This window comes from Alteromonas sp. D210916BOD_24, from assembly GCF_047159385.1.
In the GTDB taxonomy this organism is placed as follows: domain Bacteria; phylum Pseudomonadota; class Gammaproteobacteria; order Enterobacterales; family Alteromonadaceae; genus Alteromonas.
Genome location: NZ_AP038333.1, coordinates 3,047,737 through 3,069,425, shown reverse-complemented (window position 1 = coordinate 3,069,425; position 21,689 = coordinate 3,047,737). Strand labels below are relative to the sequence as shown.

Below are 21,689 nucleotides of genomic sequence, written 5' to 3'. Positions count from 1 at the left end.
AATGAAATTAAGTTGTGTATGGTGGGTAAAAAATGGTGTTATAGGCCAAACCGTCACAACGGTTTAGAATTTTTAGATTACGTAATAATCATATAGCTGGCGAATGCCGGCTTTATGTCATTTGAAAGGAAGGGTGGTGTTGATATGAGACAATCTATTAACGCGAGATGGATAGCAATTGTCACTGCGGTAATTTTAGTGCTGTTATTGTTGGTAGGATGGTACTGGAGTATATCACCTGATATTTATGACGTTAGGCAACGCGTTGAACAAAACGCCGAGGTAACAAATCCTACGAAAATAGCTGGCTATACGTTAACAAGTACCATGATTGATGTATCGGAAACACTATTGGACAAGCCTGGTGGATATCTATCAAATGACATTACCCCCCCAGGCCTTTTTCTCGACAATATGCCGGCCTGGGAATTCGGTGCCCTTGAAATGGTTAGAGATTTAGCGTTATCTATGCGAAAAGACTTTAGCCGTTCGCAGTCTCAATCAATTGAAAATGCTTTTTTGACCAAAGCACACCCTAAGTTCAATATGGATCACAAGAGTTGGGCTCTACCTTCTTCTGAATCAAGCTACGCCGACGGTATTGCGCTGTTAAAGCAGTATCGAGATGAGCTTGCCAATACTCGTCACTCTGACAGTCAGTTCTACACCCGTGCCGATAATTTGCGCGAATGGTTGAAACAAGTAGAAAAACGTTTGGGTAGCTATTCCCAAAGGCTTAGTGCCAGCGTAGGATCTGCCCGTATTAATACCGACTTGGCGGGTGATTCAAATGCACGACAGTCTTCTCCGGTAGCAAGCCAGCGCGTAGTTAAAACCAGTTGGTGGAAGTTAGATGACAATTTCTATGAAGCCCGTGGTGCAACATGGGCACTGTTACATTTTTTAAAAGCGGTAGAAATTGAGTTTTATGATGTACTGGAAGACAAAAATGCTTTGGTGAGCCTTCAACAGATAATCAGAGAACTTGAAGCGACTCAGCAAACGGTGTTTAGCCCGATGATACTTAATGGCAGTGGCTTTGGTATGTTAGCTAATCACTCGTTGGTTATGGCTAACTATATTTCCAGAGCGAATGCCGCTTTAATAGAACTTTCAGAACTGCTTAATCAAGGATAATTAATGAAAAAAAGTCTTTTAGCTGCTGCATTAGGATGCGTATTAGTATCGACAGCATCTCAAGCAGACACTATCGCCGGAGTGTACGTGGGTGCACAAGCATGGCAATCGGATACCAGCGGCGGCTTTGCTGATAACAACAATACTGCTGATTTTAATTTTGATGATAAGACGAATACTTCACTTTATATCGCCTTTGAGCACCCTGTTCCCTTTGTACCCAACGTGAAAGTCATTCGCACTTCATTAGATAACTCAGGGTCGACCTTACTTACGTCGAGTTTCACCTTTGACGGTCAGCTGTATACTGAAAATAGCCGCGTAGATACTGACGTGGAAATAGACTCTACTGATTTTATTTTATACTACGAGTTATTTGATAACGATTTGGTTAGCTTCGATCTAGGGTTAAACGCGAAGTATATTGATGGCGCTTTATTTGTCGTTGACAGTGCGAGCAACACACAAGGCAATACCGAGTTTTCCGGCATTGTGCCAATGGCCTATTCAAAGCTTCAAGTAGGTTTGCCTTTTACTGGCCTGTCAGCCTACTTCGAAGGCAGTTACCTGTCTTTTGACGACCACGAACTCAGTGATTATCAGGCGGCTATTCAATATTCTTTTATTGAAAGTATTGCGGTGGACATGACGTTACAAGTGGGTTACCGAAATGTCACGGTGGATATTGAAGATCTAGATGATGTCTATGCGGATATGGAATTCGACGGTGTATTTGCTGGTTTAGAGCTACATTTCTAAGTGATCTAATTTCAAATTTGAAAGGCGTAACCGACATTTGGTATACGCCTTTTTTATTTCAATTCTATTTTTAAGTACTTTCCGTAATAAAAAAGTTTCATTTATTCTTTTCTCTTCTTGAAGAAAGTCGTTAGCCTTAGCGTCATTGATAAAAGGCTAAAAGACTATGTCACAAGATTCTAATTCGAACTCAGCGCCAGGGGCGGTATTAAACGAACAGCAGTGGAATGCGATAACGCAAGCCATAGCAGGGCTAAATCGTGATCAACTTACATGGGTAAGTGGCTACGTGGCGGGCATGGCTGCTGCACAAGGCGGCGCAGTCGCACCTGTATTGGCTACAGCGTCACAGTCTGCACAAGATGCCCCCACGTTGACGATTTTATATGGCTCGCAAACAGGTAACGCCAAAGGTGTGGCTGCCCAGTGTCAGGCGAAGGCTGAGGAGGCGGGATTTAACAGCAAATTGATCAGTATGGCAGATTACAAACCGCGTAATCTAAAAGCTGAAACCCATGTAGCTGTTTTCGTGAGTACCCATGGTGAGGGAGATGCACCCGATGATGCCATTGAATTACACGAATTTTTGGCAGGGAAGAAAGCCCCTAAACTCAGCAATACCCAATATGCCGTTTTAGGGTTAGGTGACAGCAGTTACGAATTTTTCTGCCAAACAGGCAAAGACTTTGATGCTCGCTTAGCCAAGATAGGTGGAAAGGCCATTATTGCCCGCGAAGACTGTGATGTGGATTACGAAGCGCAGGCTGACAGCTGGCTTACTAAGCTAATAGACGCGTTAAAAGAGGATTTTAGTGCGACTTCAGCACCTGCGGTAGCGGCGCAAACAGGTGCGGCTGTACAAAGTACTGCAGCCCAAACCTATACCAAAAAGGCACCGTTTAAAGCGTCACTCATTGAATCGCAAAAAATTACTGGCCGTGATTCTGTAAAAGATATTCGTCATATTGAGATCAGTCTGGAAGACTCAGGTATTACTTACCAGCCTGGGGATGCGCTAGGGGTATGGTTTAACAACGCCGCTTCACTCGTAGAGGCGTTTTTATCGGTACTTTCACTTGATGGCAATACCGAAGTAACGGTATCTGATGAGAGTATGACACTCAGTCAAGCACTGACGTCTAAGTTAGAACTGACTTTGAGCTATCCTAATTTCATTAAGTCTTATCAAGCTGCTACAGGTTCACAGAGCCTTGCTGCACTAATGGAAGATAAAGCGCAGCTTCGCACCTACATGGCTGAACGCCAGATTATTGATATTGTACGGGATCATCCAGGAAGTCTATCTGCGCAGCAATTGGTTGATTCACTGCGCCCGCTTACCCCCCGTTTGTATTCAATCGCATCGAGCCAGGCAGAAGTTGAAGACGAAGTGCATCTCACCGTTGCCCACGTCGATTACGAAGCGTTCGGTTACCGCCATCAAGGTGGCGCCTCGGGCTTTTTATGCGAGTACTTAAAAGAAAACGGTGATGTGGATGTATTTGTAGAAAGTAACGATAACTTCCGCTTACCGAGCGATCCCAATACAGCCGTCATTATGGTTGGGCCGGGGACGGGCATTGCGCCGTTTAGAGCGTTTATGCAAGAACGCGATGCACAAGGTGCAGAAGGTAAAAACTGGCTGTTTTTTGGCAACCCGCATTTTACACAAGATTTTCTTTATCAAGTGGAGTGGCAGGGATACGTCAAAGGCGGCCTGTTAGACAAAATTACATTGGCATTCTCTCGTGACCAAGAAGAAAAAATATACGTTCAGCATCGTTTGGTGGAAAACGGTAAAGAAGTATATGAATGGCTAGAGCAAGGCGCACATTTTTACGTGTGTGGCGATGCTATGCACATGGCAAAGGATGTGGAAAGCGCACTAATTACTATTGTGCAAGAGCACGGTGGCAAGTCAGAAGCTGACGCGAAGGCCTACATTGTTGAGTTACGAAAAGCGAAACGTTATCAGAAGGATGTCTATTAATGAGTAACGAAAAATCACCCTTTATTGTTGAAGGCAAACTGGCTGACAACGAACGCTTGAAGCGTGAAAGTAACAATTTACGCGGTACTATCGAAGCCGATTTGAAAGATGATCTTACTGGCGGATTTACTGCCGATAACTTCCAACTAATTCGTTTCCATGGCATGTATCAGCAAGACGATCGAGACATTCGAGCAGAGCGTGCGAAACAAAAGTTAGAGCCCCTGCACAATGTCATGCTTCGCGCCCGCTTACCTGGGGGAGTCATTACACCGCAGCAGTGGTTGGCCATCGATAAGTTTGCTGCCGATCACACTATTTACGGCAGTATTCGACTCACCACCCGTCAAACGTTCCAGTTTCACGGTGTTTTGAAGCCGAAGATTAAGTCTATGCATCAGATGCTCAATAAAGTGGGGATCGACTCCATCGCCACAGCAGGTGACGTAAACCGCAATGTATTGTGTACGTCAAACCCAGTGGAATCGGCGCTTCACGTAGAAGCATTTGAATGGGCGAAGAAGATAAGCGAGCACTTGCTGCCTAAAACGCGAGCCTATGCTGAAATCTGGCTAGATGGCGAAAAAATAGAAACCACCGAAAAACCGGTCGAGCCTATTTTGGGTGACAACTATCTGCCTCGTAAGTTTAAAACTACCGTGGTTATTCCACCGCAAAACGATGTAGACGTTCACGCAAATGACCTGAACTTTGTTGCGATTGCCAATAACGGTAAGTTGGTTGGATTTAATGTGTTAGTGGGTGGTGGACTGGCTATGACCCACGGTGACAAGAGCACTTACCCTCGCAAAGCGACCGATTTTGGATTTATTCCATTGGAAAAAACACTTGAGGTGGCAGCTGCAGTAGTGACGACACAGCGCGATTGGGGTAACCGAGTTAATCGCAAAAATGCCAAGACCAAATATACCCTAGAGCGCGTAGGCGTCGAAAACTTTAAAGCAGAAGTTGAAAAGCGTGCTGGTGTTGCGTTTCAAGACAGCCGACCTTATGAGTTTACCGGGCGTGGCGATCGCTTTGGCTGGGTTGAAGGTATAGATGGCAAGTATCACCTCACGGTATTTATTGAAAATGGCCGTATCTTGGATTATCCGAACAAGACCTTAAAAACGGGCTGTGCCGAGATAGCTAAAATACACCAAGGCGATTTTCGCTTGACCGCTAATCAGAATTTAATCATTGCAGGTGTAGCACCTGAGGATAAAGACACTATTGAAGCTTTGGCGCGTGAGCATGGCTTGATTGCGCCTACTATTTCAAACCAACGCCTCGACTCAATGGCATGTGTAGCATTACCTACGTGTCCATTAGCCATGGCAGAAGCAGAACGCTATCTACCCGATGCCGTGACCGAGCTGGAAGGTTTACTGGCGAAGCATGGATTAGCAGAAGATAGCGTGATTTTCCGTGTCACTGGTTGTCCGAATGGCTGTGGTCGTGCCATGTTGTCGGAAGTTGGTTTAGTGGGTAAAGGTCCGGGTAAATATAACCTACATTTAGGTGGTAACCGAGAGGGCACACGTATTCCACGTATGTACCGCGAAAATATCAGTGAACAAGAGATCATGGCAGAGCTTGATACGCTTATACGTCAGTGGGCTACAAAGCGCAATGATGGCGAAGCCTTTGGTGATTTTGTCGTTCGCGCTGGTATCGTTAAACCAGTAATAGACTCCGCACGGGATTTCTATGACGCATAGTTCAGCTACATCGCAGCAACCATTGTCACTTGATATCAGCAAAGAGGCTTTAGCAGATATCAACGAAACCTTGGAAAACATGACGGCGCAAGAACGAGTTACTTGGGCGCTTGAACACTTACCAGACACGCACATTGTCTCATCGAGCTTTGGCGCGCAGTCAGCGGTAATGCTGCATATGCTTACGCAGGCACAGCCAGATATTCCGGTTGTGCTTACTGATACAGGCTACCTTTTCCCGGAGACTTACACATTCATTGATGAATTGGTTCAAAAACTGAACCTCAACTTGCATGTCTACCGGGCTGATTTGTCTTCAGCCTGGCAGGAAGCAAGGTTTGGTCGTCTGTGGGAACAGGGGCTAGAGGGGATTGAACAGTACAACAAGATGAACAAAGTAGAGCCCATGCAACGTGCATTGTCTGAACTGAAAGCCGGCACCTGGTTTGCTGGATTACGGCGCAGTCAGTCTGATACGCGTGGCAAGCTTCCGGTATTACAAAAAGTGGGCGAGCAATTTAAGGTTTATCCTATTATCGACTGGAGCAACAAAGACCTGCACTATTACCTGAAAGACAACAATCTTGCATACCACCCCTTGTGGGAGCAAGGCTATGTTTCCATAGGTGATTGGCATACTACTCAATCCCTTGAAGAGGGCATGAGCGAGCAAGATACTCGATTCTTTGGATTGAAACGAGAGTGTGGTTTGCATGAATTTGGCGATGGCATTTAACTGCAATCACCACCATAAACACGAAGGCGCTACGAGATATCGAATGCGCCGCTTAATACATTTTTAAGTGCCGCAATATATTGCTCGTTAGGGGTCTTGCCCACCAAAGTGAAAAGTTCACTGCCAATTGGCGTAAATTTATAGTAGACCAAAGCTACACCAGAGGTTCTACAAGTAAGATGAAAATTTGCATTAATACAACGCAAAGCTATTTTCTGGCCTTCACTATATTCACCACTTTCAATTTCACTGGCATAAATAAGTTTCATCTCTTGTAGTGAGAGCAAATCAGGATAACTCAAACCCACTGTGGCAAGGTTGACTTGTTCAGGTAAAGGGCGTTTTAAAAAGGAAAGCAACCCCTTACGGCGGTGGTAACCTACCAATATGCGGGGCACAGGATCATTGTTTCTTTTACTTGCTACACTCACGGCACGGGCAAAAACCTTGGCATCGCGATGGGTTAAGGTTTTTAATAACTGTAACGTTCTAAGAGAAAAACTGCCAGGCCTAGCGACTTCTACGGCGAAAATCTTGCCCCACAGTTCCTGCATGGGGGGACTGTGAATTTCTTCTGCCATTGAACTAAAAGTAAAAAACCAGTCAGGATCGAGATTCTCGCTGGTTTGTTCGTTGATTGCTACATTTAGTGCTATATTTAAAACAGCTTGAAGATTGTTGGCCTTTTGGGTTTCGATAATATGCTTTCTTCGCTCGATGGCATGTCTTTGCCTTTTGGGATCTGAAGAAAGCATGGCTGGGCTAATGCCAACTCTTGCAAACCAAGACAGCATGCGCTGTTTGCTAACACCGACGTTTGTCGTTGCAGTAGAGTGCTCAACTGACGTTGCTTCGTTAGTCTTTGATTCAGGCTTTTCTTGAGGTCGTTGTGGTTTATGGACCTCTTGTGAAAAGTGCTGGGGTGTAATCTTCATATAAGCTTATATATTGACATAAAACGTGTGGCACTAGTTGAGCACTATTGCATTGCATAACTCAATTATCAATGTAATCGTTGCCTTTAAACAATGAGTAGCGCATCCTTGGATTGTATTTATTGAGGAAATAAGTGGTAATGTCGGCAATGGATTATGATAACGACGAACTCATCTTTCTTGACGATGATGGTTCAGCAGAAGAGCTTGTACTTTTAGGTAAAGACTGGAACATTCTCATTGTTGATGACGACGAGGAGATCCATACTGTCACTCGCCTCGCACTGGCTGATTTAGTGGTTAACGACCGCAAACTAAATTTTATTCACGCCTATTCTGCAAAAGAGGCCAAAGCATTACTTCACGAATACGGTAATACCATTGCCATCATTCTACTTGATGTTGTCATGGAAACGGATGACGCTGGTTTTGAAGTGGTAAAATATATTCGAGAGGACATGCAGCTTTTCGAACCGCGTATTATTCTCCGGACCGGTCAACCTGGCTACGCACCAGAAGAACAAGTCATAAAAGTTTACGACATCAACGACTATAAGACAAAAACCGAACTCACCAGAGCTAAGCTCCTCACTACTATTATTTCGTCATTGCGCTCTTACCAACAAATAGTAACCATTAGTCAAAGTCGCGCAGGGCTTGAAAAAATTATTACCTCTTCGGCCAATTTATTTGAAGAGCATTCTGTAAAGGCATTTTGTGAGGGCGTGGTTACTCAGATAAGTTCCCTTATAGGGTTAGATTCCGAAGGTCTATTATGCGCCCGGGCAGGCTCTTTAATTGATCGAGAAGATGAAGATGTCTATGTTCTTGGTGCTGCTGGTGAGTATGCGAAGTACATTAATCAGCCAATTGACGAGCTGCACAATAACGAGATTGCTGAGAACGTCGCACGGTGTTTGCGCCTTAAAAAACACCTGTTTGAGCCTGGTTTTTCTGTTCTGTTTATCAGTCGAGCGGGGTTTGAAGCTGCAGTATACGTGCGCCAAACTCACGAAATAAGTGACTTGGATAAACATTTGTTAGAAGTGTTTTTATCTAGTATTTCAGTGGGATATGAAAATGTTAACTTATTTCACGAGTTGCGAAATACAGCGTTTCGAGACTGGCTAACACGCTTGCCTAACCGAAATGAGTTTATCAACATGCTAGACAAACCACATATTTTCGAATGTGAAAATTGTTGTGTGGCATTAATTGACGTTAACCACTTTTCTGATATCAATGATGGATTAGGACAGGAAGTGGGTAATGATTTATTAAGAGCGATAAGCGTTAGATTCCAGTCTGCATTTAATGATGACGTAAAAAAGGGGCGAATAGGTGCGGATGTCTTTGGGTTAATTGGGCCTGAAACACTGGTATCTCCTGAGTCGATTAACGAGATGTTTCAATCCTCTTTCCAAGTTGGGGATCACACGTTACCAGTCAGTGTCACGATTGGGCTTTGTAAGCTTGAGAGCAAGCGGAATATAGGTATTGAGATCCTCAAACGCACCAATATTGCACTCAATCGAGCTAAGAAAAATCTTACCGATAATTTTGAATATTACGCCAAAGACATTGAAGATCAAACGACTTGGCGTCTCGATATGATCCGTAGACTGCGCAATGATTTTGCCGCGCGCAAACTTGAGCTATGGTTTCAACCTCAGGTTGATTTACTTAATGAGCGAGTTGTCGGCATGGAAGGCTTGCTGCGATGGCCAGATGGCGAAGGCGGCTTTATCTCACCAGCGGTGTTCGTTCCATTGGCAGAGTACTCTGGGTTAATCGTTGATATTGGCGAATGGGTATTGGAGGAATCCTGCCGTCGCTTGCAACAATTAAAAGAACGAGGTTATGGGCATTTGCGGGTAGCGGTTAATGTATCAATTCCTCAATTTAGAGACAGGTTGTTTGTTGATAAAGTGAAAAACGCCCTTTCTCATGCCCATTGTGATCCGAGCCTTTTAGAACTTGAAATTACTGAAAGCGTAGTGATGGACGAACCTCAGATAGTGATAGATGCTTTAAGGGCACTTAAAGAGTTTGGAGTCCAAATTGCAATAGACGATTTTGGTACGGGTTTTTCTTCAATGAGTTATTTGCAACAACTTCCTCTCGACCGATTAAAAGTTGACCGCTCTTTTGTGAAAGACATTAATCCCGGGGCGAGTGCGGTACTTGCTGAAACTATCGTAACGCTTGGTAACAAGCTAGGTTTACTGACCATTGCCGAAGGTGTGGAAAGCCGTGCTCAGGCAAGTTACATGATTAAGTTAGGGTGTGATGAAGCTCAGGGGTATCTATACGCGAAGCCTATGCCCTTTGACGCTCTACTTTCTTTCTTAGAGCAACGAAGTTAGCAATCTGGGAACTGAACAATCTCAGTAATGCGATTGCGTAGCAAGGGTAAAGTTTCTAACTCGAACCAGGCGTGCTTGGCTAACCAACGGTTATTTCTACCAGAGGGATGAGGGAGAACAAAATACGATTTACCGGGTTGTCTAACTGCTTCGGTGAGAGTATTGAATTGAGGTAAGTAGTAGTTTTGGGCATGCCGTCCCACGTAAAGTGTGAGTGCAGGAGTGAGGAATCGGTGTATACAAGGGTGCCACGTTGGGGCACACTCTTTTCTTGGAGGTGCATCAGCATTGTTTTTGTAACCTGGGAAGCATAGCCCCATTGGTAATATTGACACCTTTTCAGGTGTGTAGAAAGCTTCGCGACTCATACCAAGCCAATGGCGTAACCGTTCGCCACTACTGTCGTCAAATGGGATTCCCCTGTGGTGAGTTTGAAGGCCAGGCGCTTGTCCTATTATGAGGATCTTAGACTTATTGTGTAGGGAAAAAATAGGCTTGGGAGGGTAGGGTAGAGCATCTGCACAAAGAGTGCATTGGCTTACTTTAATGACTAAGTTTTCAAAATCAGACAATTTTTTTCCAAATATTTCTACACTGTCATACTTCTGTCACAAAACTATGATCTGAATTGACTAACCGGCGTACATACAGTATATTTACCCTACAGCAGTGATGTACTGTAACACAGGAGAAAAGACATGCGTAAAGTAGTACTTGGTTTAGCATTATCAGCTGCATTTGGTATTGCGCATGCGGAATCTGGCAGTAACCAGCTTTTCGATTGCATGGACGCGAAAACATTCGAAATGAATAACCAATGTATGGCCGATAAGATTGGCAACAACATTCGTTTCCGTGATGCTCAAGCAAAAATGATCGACATTGCAAATGAAAGTCAGGGCGATTACGCAATCGCAACGATGACGTTCGATCAAGAAAAAATGCACATTGATATCGTAGCACACAAAGACGCGCTTAATGCGCTAGCTGCGAACCGCAATTAATTAAAAAGTTGCTCGAAAAGCCGGCGCTCACTGAAGTGACCCCATAAAGTTGGACTCATTTCTAAGCGGCTGCCAAGGCCTGATTTCGATATTGTATCGGACTCAGGCCTTTTAGTTTCAGCTTTATGCGCTCGTTGTTGTAATAGTCGATGTATTCTTTTATGTTTTCAATGAGTTCGTCAGCGTCTTTGAACGTCTCGTTGTGATACATCTCCGTTTTTAAGATGCCGAAGAAGTTCTCCGCAACGGCATTGTCTAAACAGTTTCCTTTCCTCGACATACTTTGACGTAACCCGTTTTCCCGAAGGTGATTTTGGTACTGTTTATTCTGATACTGCCAACCCTGATCCGAGTGGATAAGTGGTTTTTCATCTCGTTTTAGCTTACTTGTCGCGGCTTTAAGCATATCGGTGACCAATGGTAATGTAACTGAGGTTCGTACCTCATAACTGACAACTTCCTGATTAAACAGGTCAATTATCGGTGACAGATAAACTTTCTGGTCTTTAATCTTAAACTCTGTCACATCGGTCACCCATTTTTGATTAGGCTTCTCCGCCGTAAATTCCCGATTGAGCGTATTGTCTGCGATTCTGCCGACTTCTCCTTTGTAGGACTTATAACGTTTGGCTCTGACCTTTGACTTTAAACCAAGCTCGTTCATCAAGCGTTGTACGCGCTTGTGATTAATCACAAGCCCCATCGTTCTCAGGGCTGAGGTAATTCTACGATAGCCATATCGCCCTTTATGTTTATGATAAATATTATGTATTTTGGCGCATAAACCAGTATCGGGACACAACCGTTCCAGCGTATTACGATGATAGTAATAAACACTCTTCGGTAGTCCTGTGATTTTCAATAGATTTTGTAAGCTATAAATGGCCTTGAGCTCTTCGACGACTATCGTTTTGTCTTTGCTTTTTTCTTTCTGGCTTGAGCCAAGGCTTCTAACTTTTTTAGAACAGCATTCTCAGCACGTAAATAGTCCAACTCTTCTCTGAGTTCTTTTTCCGTCATTTCAGATGATGGTTTGGGCGTAGAAGAGTCGTTTTTCACGCGGGGTTTTCCTTTTTTCTTTGGTTTCAGACCTGAGATGCCGTCACGAGCATATAGCTTTTGCCATTGAAATAGAATCCCGGGGGACGATAAATCGAAGAAAGCACTGGTATACCCGAGTGACCAGTTGTTAGCTGCCATTATTTTCAACACTTCTATTTTAAATGCTTGAGAATAAGGTTTGTGAGCAGACCTGAAACTTTCAGCGCCATGAATTCGATAAACAGCGGTCCAGTAACGGACCTGTCGTTCTGTGACATTGAATCTGTCACCTGCGGCCAAAGAGCTTTCAGATAAAGCAAACTCTGCTACTTTGAGCTTAAGAGTTCGATGATGTTTAGACATAAAAAGACCCCCAGTAATTGGAATGTCCAACTATTGGGGGTCACTTCACACTACGCCGGCTTTTTTATTGTCTAAAAAATTCTATTTAAGCCATTAATAGCCGCCACGCGATAAGCTTCCGCCATGGTGGGATAGTTAAAGGTGGTATTCACGAAGTAGTCGATTGTATTTCCCTCACCTTTTTGTTGCATGATAGCTTGTCCGATGTGAACGATCTCAGATGCACGTTCACCGAAACAATGAATTCCCAGTATCTCTTTCGTTTCTCGGTGAAACAAAATTTTTAGACTGCCGGTTTGTGTCGAAGCAATTTGGGCTCGGGCTAAATGTTTAAATTGCGCTCTACCCACTTCGTAAGGGACTTTCGCGGCAGTAAGTTCCTGTTCCGTTTTGCCAACAGAGCTAATTTCTGGAATGGTGTAGATGCCAGAGGGAATATCAGCGACCAAGGCGGCATGGGTTTTCTTATTAAGCATGGCTTCGGCTGCGAACCGCCCTTGGTTATAAGCGGCCGATGCCAAGCTTGGATAACCAATAACATCACCTACTGCGTAGATATTTTCGATTTCCGTCTGATGGTTTTCGTTAACTGACAACTGGCCGCGGGAATCAGCTTTAAGACCCACATTTTCTAACTTAAGTGTATCTGTATTACCTGTACGACCGTTGGCAAACAGCAAGCAATCTGCTCTCATGCGTTTACCCGACTCCAAATTGAGAACAACCGAGTCATCAGTGGCTTCAACAGAAGAATAAGCCTCATTATGGCGAATCAGCACACCGTTGTTCCACAAATGATAACTTAAGGCGTCTGAGATCTCTGTGTCGAGGAAAGACAGCAACCGATCTCGCATATTGACTAAATCGACTTTGACACCTAGCCCTCTGAAAATACTGGCGTATTCAGATCCGATTACCCCTGCGCCGTAGATAATGATGGATTTAGGATCGTGGTTTAGCGAAAGGATTGTGTCTGAGTTGTAGATCCTTGGGTGACTGAAATCAATGTCTTTCGGGCAGTAAGGACGAGACCCTGTTGCAATGGCAATTTGAGCCGCTGTGACCGTGTCTTTCGACCCGTCTTTGCGCGTTATTTCAAGCGTATGTGCGTCTACAAAGCTTGCTTCACCGTGGAATAATGTCACTCGGTTTCTGTCATAAAATGATGAACGCAGGCGGGTTTGACTTTTAACTACACCACTAGCGTGGCGCATGATATCTGAGAAGGTGAGACTTTTACTTAAATGGTTGTCAGCAAATAACGGAGATGAATTATACTCAATCAGACGACTGACGGAGTGACGTAAGGCTTTCGATGGAATGGTACCCCAGTGTGTGCAACCCCCTCCTACGGCTTCATAGCGTTCTACAATAGCCACTTTTTTACCCGCTTTAGCAAGTTGCATTGCAACGCCTTCGCCACCTGGGCCTGTGCCTATTACAATTGCATCATAGTGGTAAGACGGACCTTTTGCTTTTTGCTTTGTTGCCATTTAAATTTTCCCAACGGTTACTTATTGTTATCAATAATAGTACTACCTTACTGAGTCTGTAATTCCAACTCTAGTCTTAGATAATAAAAAAGCCACATAAGTACATACTTATGTGGCTGTTATACATTATCTTCTGATTAGAGCCTGTTGATCATTGCTGTTCATTTTTACAGCAGTCAACACACCTATACACTTACGCCATTTGCAAAGAAAGCGATTGTAGGTGAAGCCATTTTTCCTTTTGTACCGCAAAGGCGTGCTTCAATTCTTTATACTTGTATACAAGCTCAAGTCCATCAAGACTGCGTTTGAGGGTTTTATGCTTTATTCGCATAATACGTTTTTTAGTAGAGTAATATTCACTCATACGTTGCATTAACAAATCGTATTCTTGTTGGATAGCATTCATCATTTCTTCTGCATTTGGCAACAGAGAAACGTTTTCACTGGCACGTTGTAACTGCATTGCTGCAACGGCTTTTTCAATGCGCTCTTCAGGGACTTTACGCAAGTTTGACGTCAAGCCAACTAGTGATAAACCTTTGATCAACCATTTAGTAGGATCAAACTGATACCAGCGAATACCATTTCTGTAGTCATATTCAAAAATATGATGGTAATTGTGATAACCCTCTCCGAATGTGAAAAACGCCAAAATACCGTTGTCTCTGGCAGTGTTTTTATCGGTATAAGGTTGGCTTCCCCAAAAATGTGCAAGGGAATTAATGAAGAATGTCACATGGTGAACTAAGACCAAGCGCAGTACTCCAGCGATCAAAATCATACCGAGTACATCGCCATTGAAGTAACCCAACAAACCTGTGATACCAAAATTTGCCACTAACACAATGGGTAAATAGTGATTGTGTTGCCACATTACGACCTTGTCTTTTTGGAGGTCTTTGCAGTTGCTGTAATCGTCGTAACGCTTCGCTTGATATTCGCGTAACATCCAACCGATGTGAGCAAACCATAACCCTTTTTTCGCCGAATAGGGATCTTTGTCATTGTCATCCACGTGGCGATGGTGGATCCGATGATCTGATGACCAGTGCAATATACTGTTTTGCAGGGCCATAGCTCCACCTATTGCAAGAATGATTCGCACAAAGATGTTGGCGTCATAGGTTTTGTGAGACCACAAGCGGTGATATCCCGCAGTAATCGACATACCAGTAAAGTAAAACAAGAAAATGGCAGTGGTTATCTCTGCCCAATCTATACCTTGATAGGCTACCCAAAGGGGGACACCTACAAATGCAATCGCGCCCGATATAATAAATACCAGCACGTTTGTTAATATAAGAGGAGGTTTTTTCATTTTATACAACTTGGCTTACAACTGTTCGCTAATTTATCTTTTTAAAGTACATCAGGCAAGTAAAACCCAGAGAAGTTCTGCTTACATGTGTAAAGTTTAATTATAGTAAACGGAACTAAATTCGCGCTTATACTTATTGATTATTTTATTACTCCTTGTTTATAAAAGAGATGATTACCCAATTTACAACGCGTGCATGCCTTTGAGCCAACATCTCATTACCTAAATTGCACTTCTCTCAAACTAGGCCAATAAGATAGACTATCAGGGAATAGGAAAATGGTGTCATTGTGAGCAGACAAGAGCAGAAACTAAAAACGCGTCAAAATATCATTCATGCTGCATTCTCATTACTGGATGAGAATCGCAGCCTATCGGCTATCAGTTTGCGAGAAGTTGCTCGGGAGGCCGGTATAGCTCCCACGTCATTTTATCGTCACTTTAAAGATATGGACGAACTTGGATTAACCTTGGTAGACGAATCGGGTCTAGCCCTTCGTCAATTAATGCGTCAGGCCCGACGTCGCATTGCTTCGGGTGGTGGGGTGATCCACACTTCAGTGGAAACCTTTATGGAATTCATTTCCGCTAATAAAAACGTTTTTAGGCTTTTACTTAGAGAGCACACGGGAACTTCATCAGCTTATCGGCTTGCTGTTTTCAGAGAAATTCAACATTTTATCGATGAACTCACTGACTATATTATTGAACAGCAGGGGGTCGAATATTCTTGCGCTCAGTTACAAGCCGACGCAATGGTTCGTTTGGTGTTTAGTGCTGGTGCTGAGGCCCTTGAGGCTGATGACAGACTAAGGATAGAAATTGGCGAACGGGTAAAACTTCAGTTGCGCTTTGTTCAAATAGGCGCGATAAGTACTGCCAGTAAAAAATAGTGTTGTATGAAGTAAGGTATGCCAAGGTGGTTTTCTCTGTATGAATTTGAAATAACCCCACTTGCTTCTTCCTCATCGTCTGAAACTCGACTGGGAAAACAGTATAACCTAGAGGGCGACAGGTGTTAGCTTCGCCCTGAACAATTCAAGCAGAATTATTTTTGTTTCCGCGACAACAATACGCCCGCTTCAATGTGATGCGTAAAAGGAAATTGATCGAAAAGTGCCGCACTGGCAATAACGTGTGTTTCACTCAAGCACTGTAGATTTTGTGCTAGGGTTTCAGGGTTACACGAAATGTAGAGGATATTGTCATATTCTTGGATCATTCTTAACGATTCAGGATCAAGGCCGGCGCGAGGAGGATCCACTAAGACGGTGGTAAAATCATAATCGCTCAATGTCAGTCCTTCTAACCTACTAAACGTTCTTTCACCCTTCATTGCTTGGGTAAACTCTTCTGCTGCCAGACGTACTATTTTTACGTTCTCCAAGTGGTTTTGCGCAATGTTATATTGCGCCGCTTGTACAGAAGGTTTTGCAATTTCTGTCCCTACGACATGATCGAAATGCATTGCGAGAGGCAAAGAAAAGTTTCCCGCACCACAGTATAGTTCTAACAAATCGCCAGATAAGGGTTTTACGCATTCAAGCGTCCACTCAATCATGGCGCAGTTAACTTTGGCGTTTGGTTGAGTAAAACTGTTTTCTACGTGTTTAAAAATAAAAGTTTTATCTTTGACAGGAAGACGCTCGATCACGTAATCGTGGTCAATAATCACTTTTTGTTTTCGAGCGCGCCCGATGATGTTCACTTTAGGAAAATGAGCGCAGAGCTGTACCTTTAAGGCTCTGGCTTGCGCTTCCCATTCACCATCTAACTGACGGTGATATAACAAGCTGATAACTAACTCCCCAGATAATGCTGAGAGGTAGTCAACTTGGAACAATTTTTTTCTTAAAACCTCGTTGGGTTTGATCAACTCCATGAGCAAAGCCATAGCTCTGTTTATGTTTTCACAGGCTGGAAGAAATTCATCTACACGATATTTTTCTTTAGTCTCTTGGTTGAACATAATGTGGTAAAGATCATCGCCTTCATGCCAGACACGAAACTCCGCTCGCATTCGATAGTGGATAGGGGCAGAGGGAAATACGGATAACGTGGGTGCATTAAATGGGGATAACAGTGATGTAAGACGTTCGACCTTCTCATCTAGTTGGGCTTGATAGCTTTGTTGATTGATTGTCGTCATGGTCATCTCCATTAAATTTATGGCACGTTATAGCGTATTTCTTTTTTGAGGTCGCGAATTGTAGTGCCTTACAAAATATGTGCAATGGTAATTAGCCGCTTTCTAGTTTCATTGTGGGTAAGACCCAGTAGAAAGCTACACCTTTATATAAATTTCTTTGCTACGTTTTTTTAAAAAAATATGTATTAAAATTAAACAATACAGATCCCATGCCGATAATAAGATAGAGGATAATGAGGATTAAATTATGAACGTGGGTCAAATCAAAGCTTTTATGGGTGACCAGAAAGCGGATCAAAAGGCGTCTGTTCACCCCAATGAGGTAAATAAGAAGCAACTTCAGCAAGATGGGTTAAAACAAGTCGCTGAATTTGCAAAACATCAAGCTGCATCTGTTTACGTTTCGAGTAACCAAACTACTATTGGCTTTCGAGTAGTAAGTAGCAGTTTAAGTCAATCCCTTGTTTTAGAAGGTCAGCATCCAGAACCGATCAAAGACAAGAGTGTAGAAGACTCGTCTTCTAATACATTTGACTATGAGAAGATTGCTCGCAATGTATTGAAGTTTGTCGGTGGTGTCATACGCGGTGCTGCGAATAGTGGGGCGAGTGAAGATAAACTGAATGAATTGTTCAGCCAAGCTAGAGAGGGCGTTAGCCGCGGCTTCGAGATGGCAGGAAAAGAGCTCGAAGGTTTCATGAATGATGAAATTGAGCAGGGTATGTCTAAAAGTCGTGAGCTTATCGATACAGGTATCAACGATCTTGAAGACGATATATTCGGAAGAAATTCAACTGATTCGGTGGTTATTTCCGCTTTAAACGCAGTGTCTGCGTCTGATGAAAGATCTGGAAATTTGGTTATAAAAACTAAAGACGGCGATGAAGTAACGTTTAGTTTTGAGAGTTTTCGAGCATTTCAAGCTGCACAACAAGTCTCTGTTGCCACGCAATATTCAGAGCCAGGTAGAGGTAATGGCCAGAATCAGGGGAGCGAGGCGGAACAAACCTACGCATTCCATGCTCAAAAATCGTCGTCTTATCAATACTACGAACGAAGTGGTATCAGCTTTTCACTTAAGGGTGAGTTGGATGAAGATGAACTTAAATCGATTGCCGATCTAATAGGGCAGATCCAAGATCTAGCTGATACCTTTTTCAGCGGCGATATTGAGAAAGCTTTCGAAGAAGCATTGAGCTTGGGTTTTGACGACAAAGAATTAGTGGGCTATGCCCTTCAGTTAAATAGAACAACGCAGACTGAAGTGTTAAAAACCTATGAGAATATTAAGCATTACAATGAAGATAAAACGGACAAATCAAAATATGGCAATGTTGTGAGTCCGATTTCACAATATCTCGATAAAATGATGAGTACATTTGAAAATGCTGAGAGCAAGTTGGAAAGTAGTGATGATTACAACACGCTGATTGCGGGGCTATTTAGTAAGATGGAAGATTTTCAGACGTCAGATATTGTCTCTGCTATCAATCAGTTTCACTCGTTTAATCGCAAATTACTTGAGGCTCTACCGCAATCTGCGGGATCAAAAGATTGATGAGCTAGGTGAAATAAAGGCATATTTTAGTGATATTATAAAAAAGCCCGGTATAGCCGGGCTTTTTGTTTTGTAACCTATGCTTGTTCTACTTTATCTTTGGCTGGCCGAACTTTAAGTGTCCTCTCCTGAAAAGTGGAATCGTTAGTTTGTTCGATCAACCCATTGAGATCGTCTGTGATCACTTCAATAAAACCATAGCCCTTTCGCTTTCCAGTCTTGCGATCCTTCATTAACCGCACTGATTGTACTTCTATATAGCTACTAAAATATTCTTTCACTGCATTTTCGTTAGCCCTGTAGGGTAAGTTTCCAACGTACAGGGTTTCTAAAGAACCATCATGCGTATCTTTAGTTCTCGCATCTGGGGAAGATGGACTTTGAATTAGAGAAGCAAGCCAAGGAGTAACTATACCGCTTATCAGCAGAGCTGCTGATACGGTTAGTGGAACGTGAACGTTTAAGCTAGCAGAAGAAAATAACAAATAACCTGCGATTGCAAAAATTGCGCTAATTACTGCGCATTGAATAAAGCCAACTTTCATATACCTACCTTTCTATTGTTTATTATGGTGTTGGAGGCTGGTCATAGTTTACTCATTTGTAACAAATTGAACAATAAAATGTGAAAAAACTAGCCTAAAGATGCATTGAGCCTACAGAAATGATGCAGAAATGAGCGGTTAACAACAAAAATGGGCTAAAAAGCAAAAAAACCTTATTTAAGTGTTGATCTTTCACGGTAGGTATCTATAATGCGCTCCACGTTCTGAGAGGGCTTCAAGAAAAACAAAGTCTTCTTAGCAACAAGTGCCAAACCAAGTTTTCAAGCAAGTAAAAAGTTTAAAAATAAGGTTGACATCGAAGTTAAGCGATGTAAAATGCGCACCTCACTCGAGCAGGGTGAGCAAGGAAAATGAATCAACTGAGAGTAATGTTGTTCCTCCTTGCGCAGAAGTCACGATGAAAAGCAATCGCGATTCTGCACTATCGTTCTTTAACAATTTAGACAAGACAATCTGTGTGGGCACTCGTTAAGAGTGTCACAACGACGATTCATATTTCGATATATTTAATTGAAGAGTTTGATCATGGCTCAGATTGAACGCTGGCGGCAGGCCTAACACATGCAAGTCGAACGGTAACATTTCTAGCTTGCTAGAAGATGACGAGTGGCGGACGGGTGAGTAATGCTTGGGAACTTGCCTTTGCGAGGGGGATAACAGTTGGAAACGACTGCTAATACCGCATAATGTCTTCGGACCAAACGGGGCTTAGGCTCCGGCGCAAAGAGAGGCCCAAGTGAGATTAGCTAGTTGGTGAGGTAAAGGCTCACCAAGGCGACGATCTCTAGCTGTTCTGAGAGGAAGATCAGCCACACTGGGACTGAGACACGGCCCAGACTCCTACGGGAGGCAGCAGTGGGGAATATTGCACAATGGGGGAAACCCTGATGCAGCCATGCCGCGTGTGTGAAGAAGGCCTTCGGGTTGTAAAGCACTTTCAGTTGTGAGGAAAAGTTAGTAGTTAATACCTGCTAGCCGTGACGTTAACAACAGAAGAAGCACCGGCTAACTCCGTGCCAGCAGCCGCGGTAATACGGAGGGTGCGAGCGTTAATCGGAATTACTGGGCGTAAAGCGCACGCAGGCGGTTTGTTAAGCTAGATGTGAAAGCCCCGGGCTCAACCTGGGATGGTCATTTAGAACTGGCAGACTAGAGTCTTGGAGAGGGGAGTGGAATTCCAGGTGTAGCGGTGAAATGCGTAGATATCTGGAGGAACATCAGTGGCGAAGGCGACTCCCTGGCCAAAGACTGACGCTCATGTGCGAAAGTGTGGGTAGCGAACAGGATTAGATACCCTGGTAGTCCACACCGTAAACGCTGTCTACTAGCTGTGTGTGCCTTTAAGGCGTGCGTAGCGAAGCTAACGCGCTAAGTAGACCGCCTGGGGAGTACGGCCGCAAGGTTAAAACTCAAATGAATTGACGGGGGCCCGCACAAGCGGTGGAGCATGTGGTTTAATTCGATGCAACGCGAAGAACCTTACCTACACTTGACATGCAGAGAACTTTCTAGAGATAGATTGGTGCCTTCGGGAACTCTGACACAGGTGCTGCATGGCTGTCGTCAGCTCGTGTCGTGAGATGTTGGGTTAAGTCCCGCAACGAGCGCAACCCTTGTCCTTAGTTGCCAGCATTAGGTTGGGCACTCTAAGGAGACTGCCGGTGACAAACCGGAGGAAGGTGGGGACGACGTCAAGTCATCATGGCCCTTACGTGTAGGGCTACACACGTGCTACAATGGCATTTACAGAGGGAAGCGAGACAGTGATGTGGAGCGGACCCCTTAAAGAATGTCGTAGTCCGGATTGGAGTCTGCAACTCGACTCCATGAAGTCGGAATCGCTAGTAATCGCAGGTCAGAATACTGCGGTGAATACGTTCCCGGGCCTTGTACACACCGCCCGTCACACCATGGGAGTGGGATGCAAAAGAAGTAGTTAGTCTAACCTTCGGGAGGACGATTACCACTTTGTGTTTCATGACTGGGGTGAAGTCGTAACAAGGTAACCCTAGGGGAACCTGGGGTTGGATCACCTCCTTACCATTACGTCGAAAGACGCCTTGATGCAGTGCCTACACAGATAGTCTTGTTTAAAAATGAAGAACGACACAAGTTTATGGGGCTATAGCTCAGCTGGGAGAGCGCCTGATTTGCATTCAGGAGGTCAGCAGTTCGATCCTGCTTAGCTCCACCATTCTTTACCACAAGCACTTACTTCGTAAGTGGTCGTGATAAATAACTTATCGTCGATGTAAAATCGACTTGTTATTTATCTACTCGCTAAAGTAAAGAGCTGGTCGCTTAGGCGAAGAAAACTGAAGGCTTGTAGCTCAGCTGGTTAGAGCGCACCCCTGATAAGGGTGAGGTCGGCAGTTCAAGTCTGCCCAAGCCTACCATTTTCTCCTTATACGGCGTTATCGAATCGCTCACGTGCTGTTAGCACGCTACGCAATCCGATGCCTTGTCTAAGAAGAAAATAGATGGCAAAAAAATGTGTCAAAAAGGAATTTAAATCCTAATGAATATTTACTGTTTCAGTAAGCATTGATT

Annotated in this window: 17 protein-coding genes, 2 tRNA genes and 1 rRNA gene; 12 read left to right on the top strand and 8 right to left on the bottom strand. The window is 43.7% G+C overall.

All coding sequences use genetic code 11. The annotated features are described in order from the left end of the window. Positions 1 to 144 precede the first annotated feature (144 nt). The 5 genes from ACMCM8_RS13355 to ACMCM8_RS13335 all read left to right on the top strand — a co-directional run bounded on the left by ACMCM8_RS13355 (position 145) and on the right by ACMCM8_RS13335 (position 6,343). Positions 145 to 1,137, top strand: a complete 993-nt coding sequence (locus ACMCM8_RS13355) for a DUF2333 family protein (RefSeq protein WP_412723104.1) — start codon at positions 145 to 147, stop codon at positions 1,135 to 1,137. A gap of 3 nt (positions 1,138 to 1,140) precedes the next feature. Then, a complete protein-coding gene (locus ACMCM8_RS13350; RefSeq protein ID WP_412723103.1) occupies positions 1,141 to 1,896 on the top strand; it encodes a TIGR04219 family outer membrane beta-barrel protein in 756 nt (251 codons plus the stop codon). A 166-nt stretch (positions 1,897 to 2,062) separates the two neighbouring features. Continuing rightward, entirely contained in the window at positions 2,063 to 3,886 is a 1,824-nt protein-coding gene (locus ACMCM8_RS13345; protein ID WP_412723102.1) for an assimilatory sulfite reductase (NADPH) flavoprotein subunit, read from the top strand. After that, positions 3,886 to 5,607 (top strand): assimilatory sulfite reductase (NADPH) hemoprotein subunit, encoded by a 1,722-nt coding sequence (gene cysI, locus ACMCM8_RS13340; protein WP_412723101.1) that lies wholly within the window; start codon positions 3,886 to 3,888, stop codon positions 5,605 to 5,607. The genes ACMCM8_RS13345 and cysI overlap by 1 nt, the downstream gene beginning before the upstream one ends. Continuing rightward, complete coding sequence (locus tag ACMCM8_RS13335) at positions 5,597 to 6,343, top strand: phosphoadenylyl-sulfate reductase (protein ID WP_412723100.1); 747 nt, start codon at positions 5,597 to 5,599, stop codon at positions 6,341 to 6,343. Before cysI ends, ACMCM8_RS13335 begins: the two co-directional genes overlap by 11 nt. Positions 6,344 to 6,372: 29 nt before the next feature. Here ACMCM8_RS13335 and ACMCM8_RS13330 read toward each other — a convergent pair whose 3' ends face one another. Further along, positions 6,373 to 7,278 carry a TIGR03899 family protein gene (locus ACMCM8_RS13330; protein ID WP_412723099.1) on the bottom strand — a complete coding sequence of 302 codons (906 nt, stop codon included), beginning with the start codon at positions 7,276 to 7,278 and terminating at the stop codon, positions 6,373 to 6,375. A 140-nt stretch (positions 7,279 to 7,418) separates the two neighbouring features. Between ACMCM8_RS13330 and ACMCM8_RS13325 the strand changes: the two genes are divergently transcribed. Beyond that, on the top strand, positions 7,419 to 9,644 hold the full coding sequence (locus ACMCM8_RS13325; protein WP_412723098.1) for a bifunctional diguanylate cyclase/phosphodiesterase: 2,226 nt from the start codon (positions 7,419 to 7,421) through the stop codon (positions 9,642 to 9,644). On the opposite strand, the gene ACMCM8_RS13320 is transcribed toward ACMCM8_RS13325, so the two are convergent. Further along, a complete protein-coding gene (locus tag ACMCM8_RS13320) occupies positions 9,641 to 10,216 on the bottom strand; it encodes a uracil-DNA glycosylase family protein (RefSeq protein WP_412723097.1) in 576 nt (191 codons plus the stop codon). The genes ACMCM8_RS13325 and ACMCM8_RS13320 overlap by 4 nt on opposite strands. A gap of 126 nt (positions 10,217 to 10,342) precedes the next feature. Between ACMCM8_RS13320 and ACMCM8_RS13315 the strand changes: the two genes are divergently transcribed. Continuing rightward, positions 10,343 to 10,648 (top strand): pyridine nucleotide transhydrogenase, encoded by a 306-nt coding sequence (locus ACMCM8_RS13315; protein ID WP_412723096.1) that lies wholly within the window; start codon positions 10,343 to 10,345, stop codon positions 10,646 to 10,648. Positions 10,649 to 10,709: 61 nt separating this feature from the next. Here the strand turns inward: ACMCM8_RS13315 and ACMCM8_RS13310 are convergent, their stop codons facing one another. The 4 genes from ACMCM8_RS13310 to ACMCM8_RS13295 form a co-directional block, all read right to left on the bottom strand. Then, on the bottom strand, positions 10,710 to 11,555 hold the full coding sequence (locus ACMCM8_RS13310) for an IS3 family transposase (protein ID WP_412727628.1): 846 nt from the start codon (positions 11,553 to 11,555) through the stop codon (positions 10,710 to 10,712). After that, positions 11,552 to 12,052, bottom strand: coding sequence for a transposase (locus tag ACMCM8_RS13305; RefSeq protein ID WP_412723095.1), 501 nt, complete (start codon positions 12,050 to 12,052; stop codon positions 11,552 to 11,554). The genes ACMCM8_RS13310 and ACMCM8_RS13305 overlap by 4 nt, the downstream gene beginning before the upstream one ends. Before the next feature lie 71 nt (positions 12,053 to 12,123). Continuing rightward, the gene (sthA, locus tag ACMCM8_RS13300; protein ID WP_412723094.1) at positions 12,124 to 13,545 is read right to left on the bottom strand and encodes a Si-specific NAD(P)(+) transhydrogenase; all 1,422 of its coding nucleotides are present in this window, start codon (positions 13,543 to 13,545) and stop codon (positions 12,124 to 12,126) included. A 193-nt stretch (positions 13,546 to 13,738) separates the two neighbouring features. Then, a complete protein-coding gene (locus ACMCM8_RS13295; RefSeq protein WP_412723093.1) occupies positions 13,739 to 14,866 on the bottom strand; it encodes an acyl-CoA desaturase in 1,128 nt (375 codons plus the stop codon). Positions 14,867 to 15,156: 290 nt separating this feature from the next. Between ACMCM8_RS13295 and fabR the strand changes: the two genes are divergently transcribed. Next, positions 15,157 to 15,759 (top strand): HTH-type transcriptional repressor FabR, encoded by a 603-nt coding sequence (gene fabR / locus ACMCM8_RS13290; protein WP_412723092.1) that lies wholly within the window; start codon positions 15,157 to 15,159, stop codon positions 15,757 to 15,759. Between the two features lie 155 nt (positions 15,760 to 15,914). Here the strand turns inward: fabR and trmA are convergent, their stop codons facing one another. Beyond that, complete coding sequence (gene trmA / locus ACMCM8_RS13285; protein WP_412723091.1) at positions 15,915 to 17,021, bottom strand: tRNA (uridine(54)-C5)-methyltransferase TrmA; 1,107 nt, start codon at positions 17,019 to 17,021, stop codon at positions 15,915 to 15,917. Between the two features lie 241 nt (positions 17,022 to 17,262). On the opposite strand from trmA, the gene ACMCM8_RS13280 reads away from it, so the two are divergent. Next, the gene (locus ACMCM8_RS13280; protein WP_412723090.1) at positions 17,263 to 18,573 is read left to right on the top strand and encodes a DUF5610 domain-containing protein; all 1,311 of its coding nucleotides are present in this window, start codon (positions 17,263 to 17,265) and stop codon (positions 18,571 to 18,573) included. A gap of 77 nt (positions 18,574 to 18,650) precedes the next feature. On the opposite strand, the gene ACMCM8_RS13275 is transcribed toward ACMCM8_RS13280, so the two are convergent. Beyond that, positions 18,651 to 19,118 (bottom strand): RNA recognition motif domain-containing protein, encoded by a 468-nt coding sequence (locus ACMCM8_RS13275; RefSeq protein WP_412723089.1) that lies wholly within the window; start codon positions 19,116 to 19,118, stop codon positions 18,651 to 18,653. Positions 19,119 to 19,646: 528 nt separating this feature from the next. Here ACMCM8_RS13275 and ACMCM8_RS13270 point away from each other — a divergent pair. The 3 genes from ACMCM8_RS13270 to ACMCM8_RS13260 all read left to right on the top strand — a co-directional run bounded on the left by ACMCM8_RS13270 (position 19,647) and on the right by ACMCM8_RS13260 (position 21,535). Continuing rightward, positions 19,647 to 21,179 (top strand): 16S ribosomal RNA (locus ACMCM8_RS13270). A gap of 78 nt (positions 21,180 to 21,257) precedes the next feature. After that, a tRNA-Ala gene (locus ACMCM8_RS13265) sits at positions 21,258 to 21,333 on the top strand. Between the two features lie 125 nt (positions 21,334 to 21,458). Further along, positions 21,459 to 21,535, top strand: a tRNA-Ile gene (locus ACMCM8_RS13260). The last annotated feature ends 154 nt before the right edge of the window (positions 21,536 to 21,689 follow it).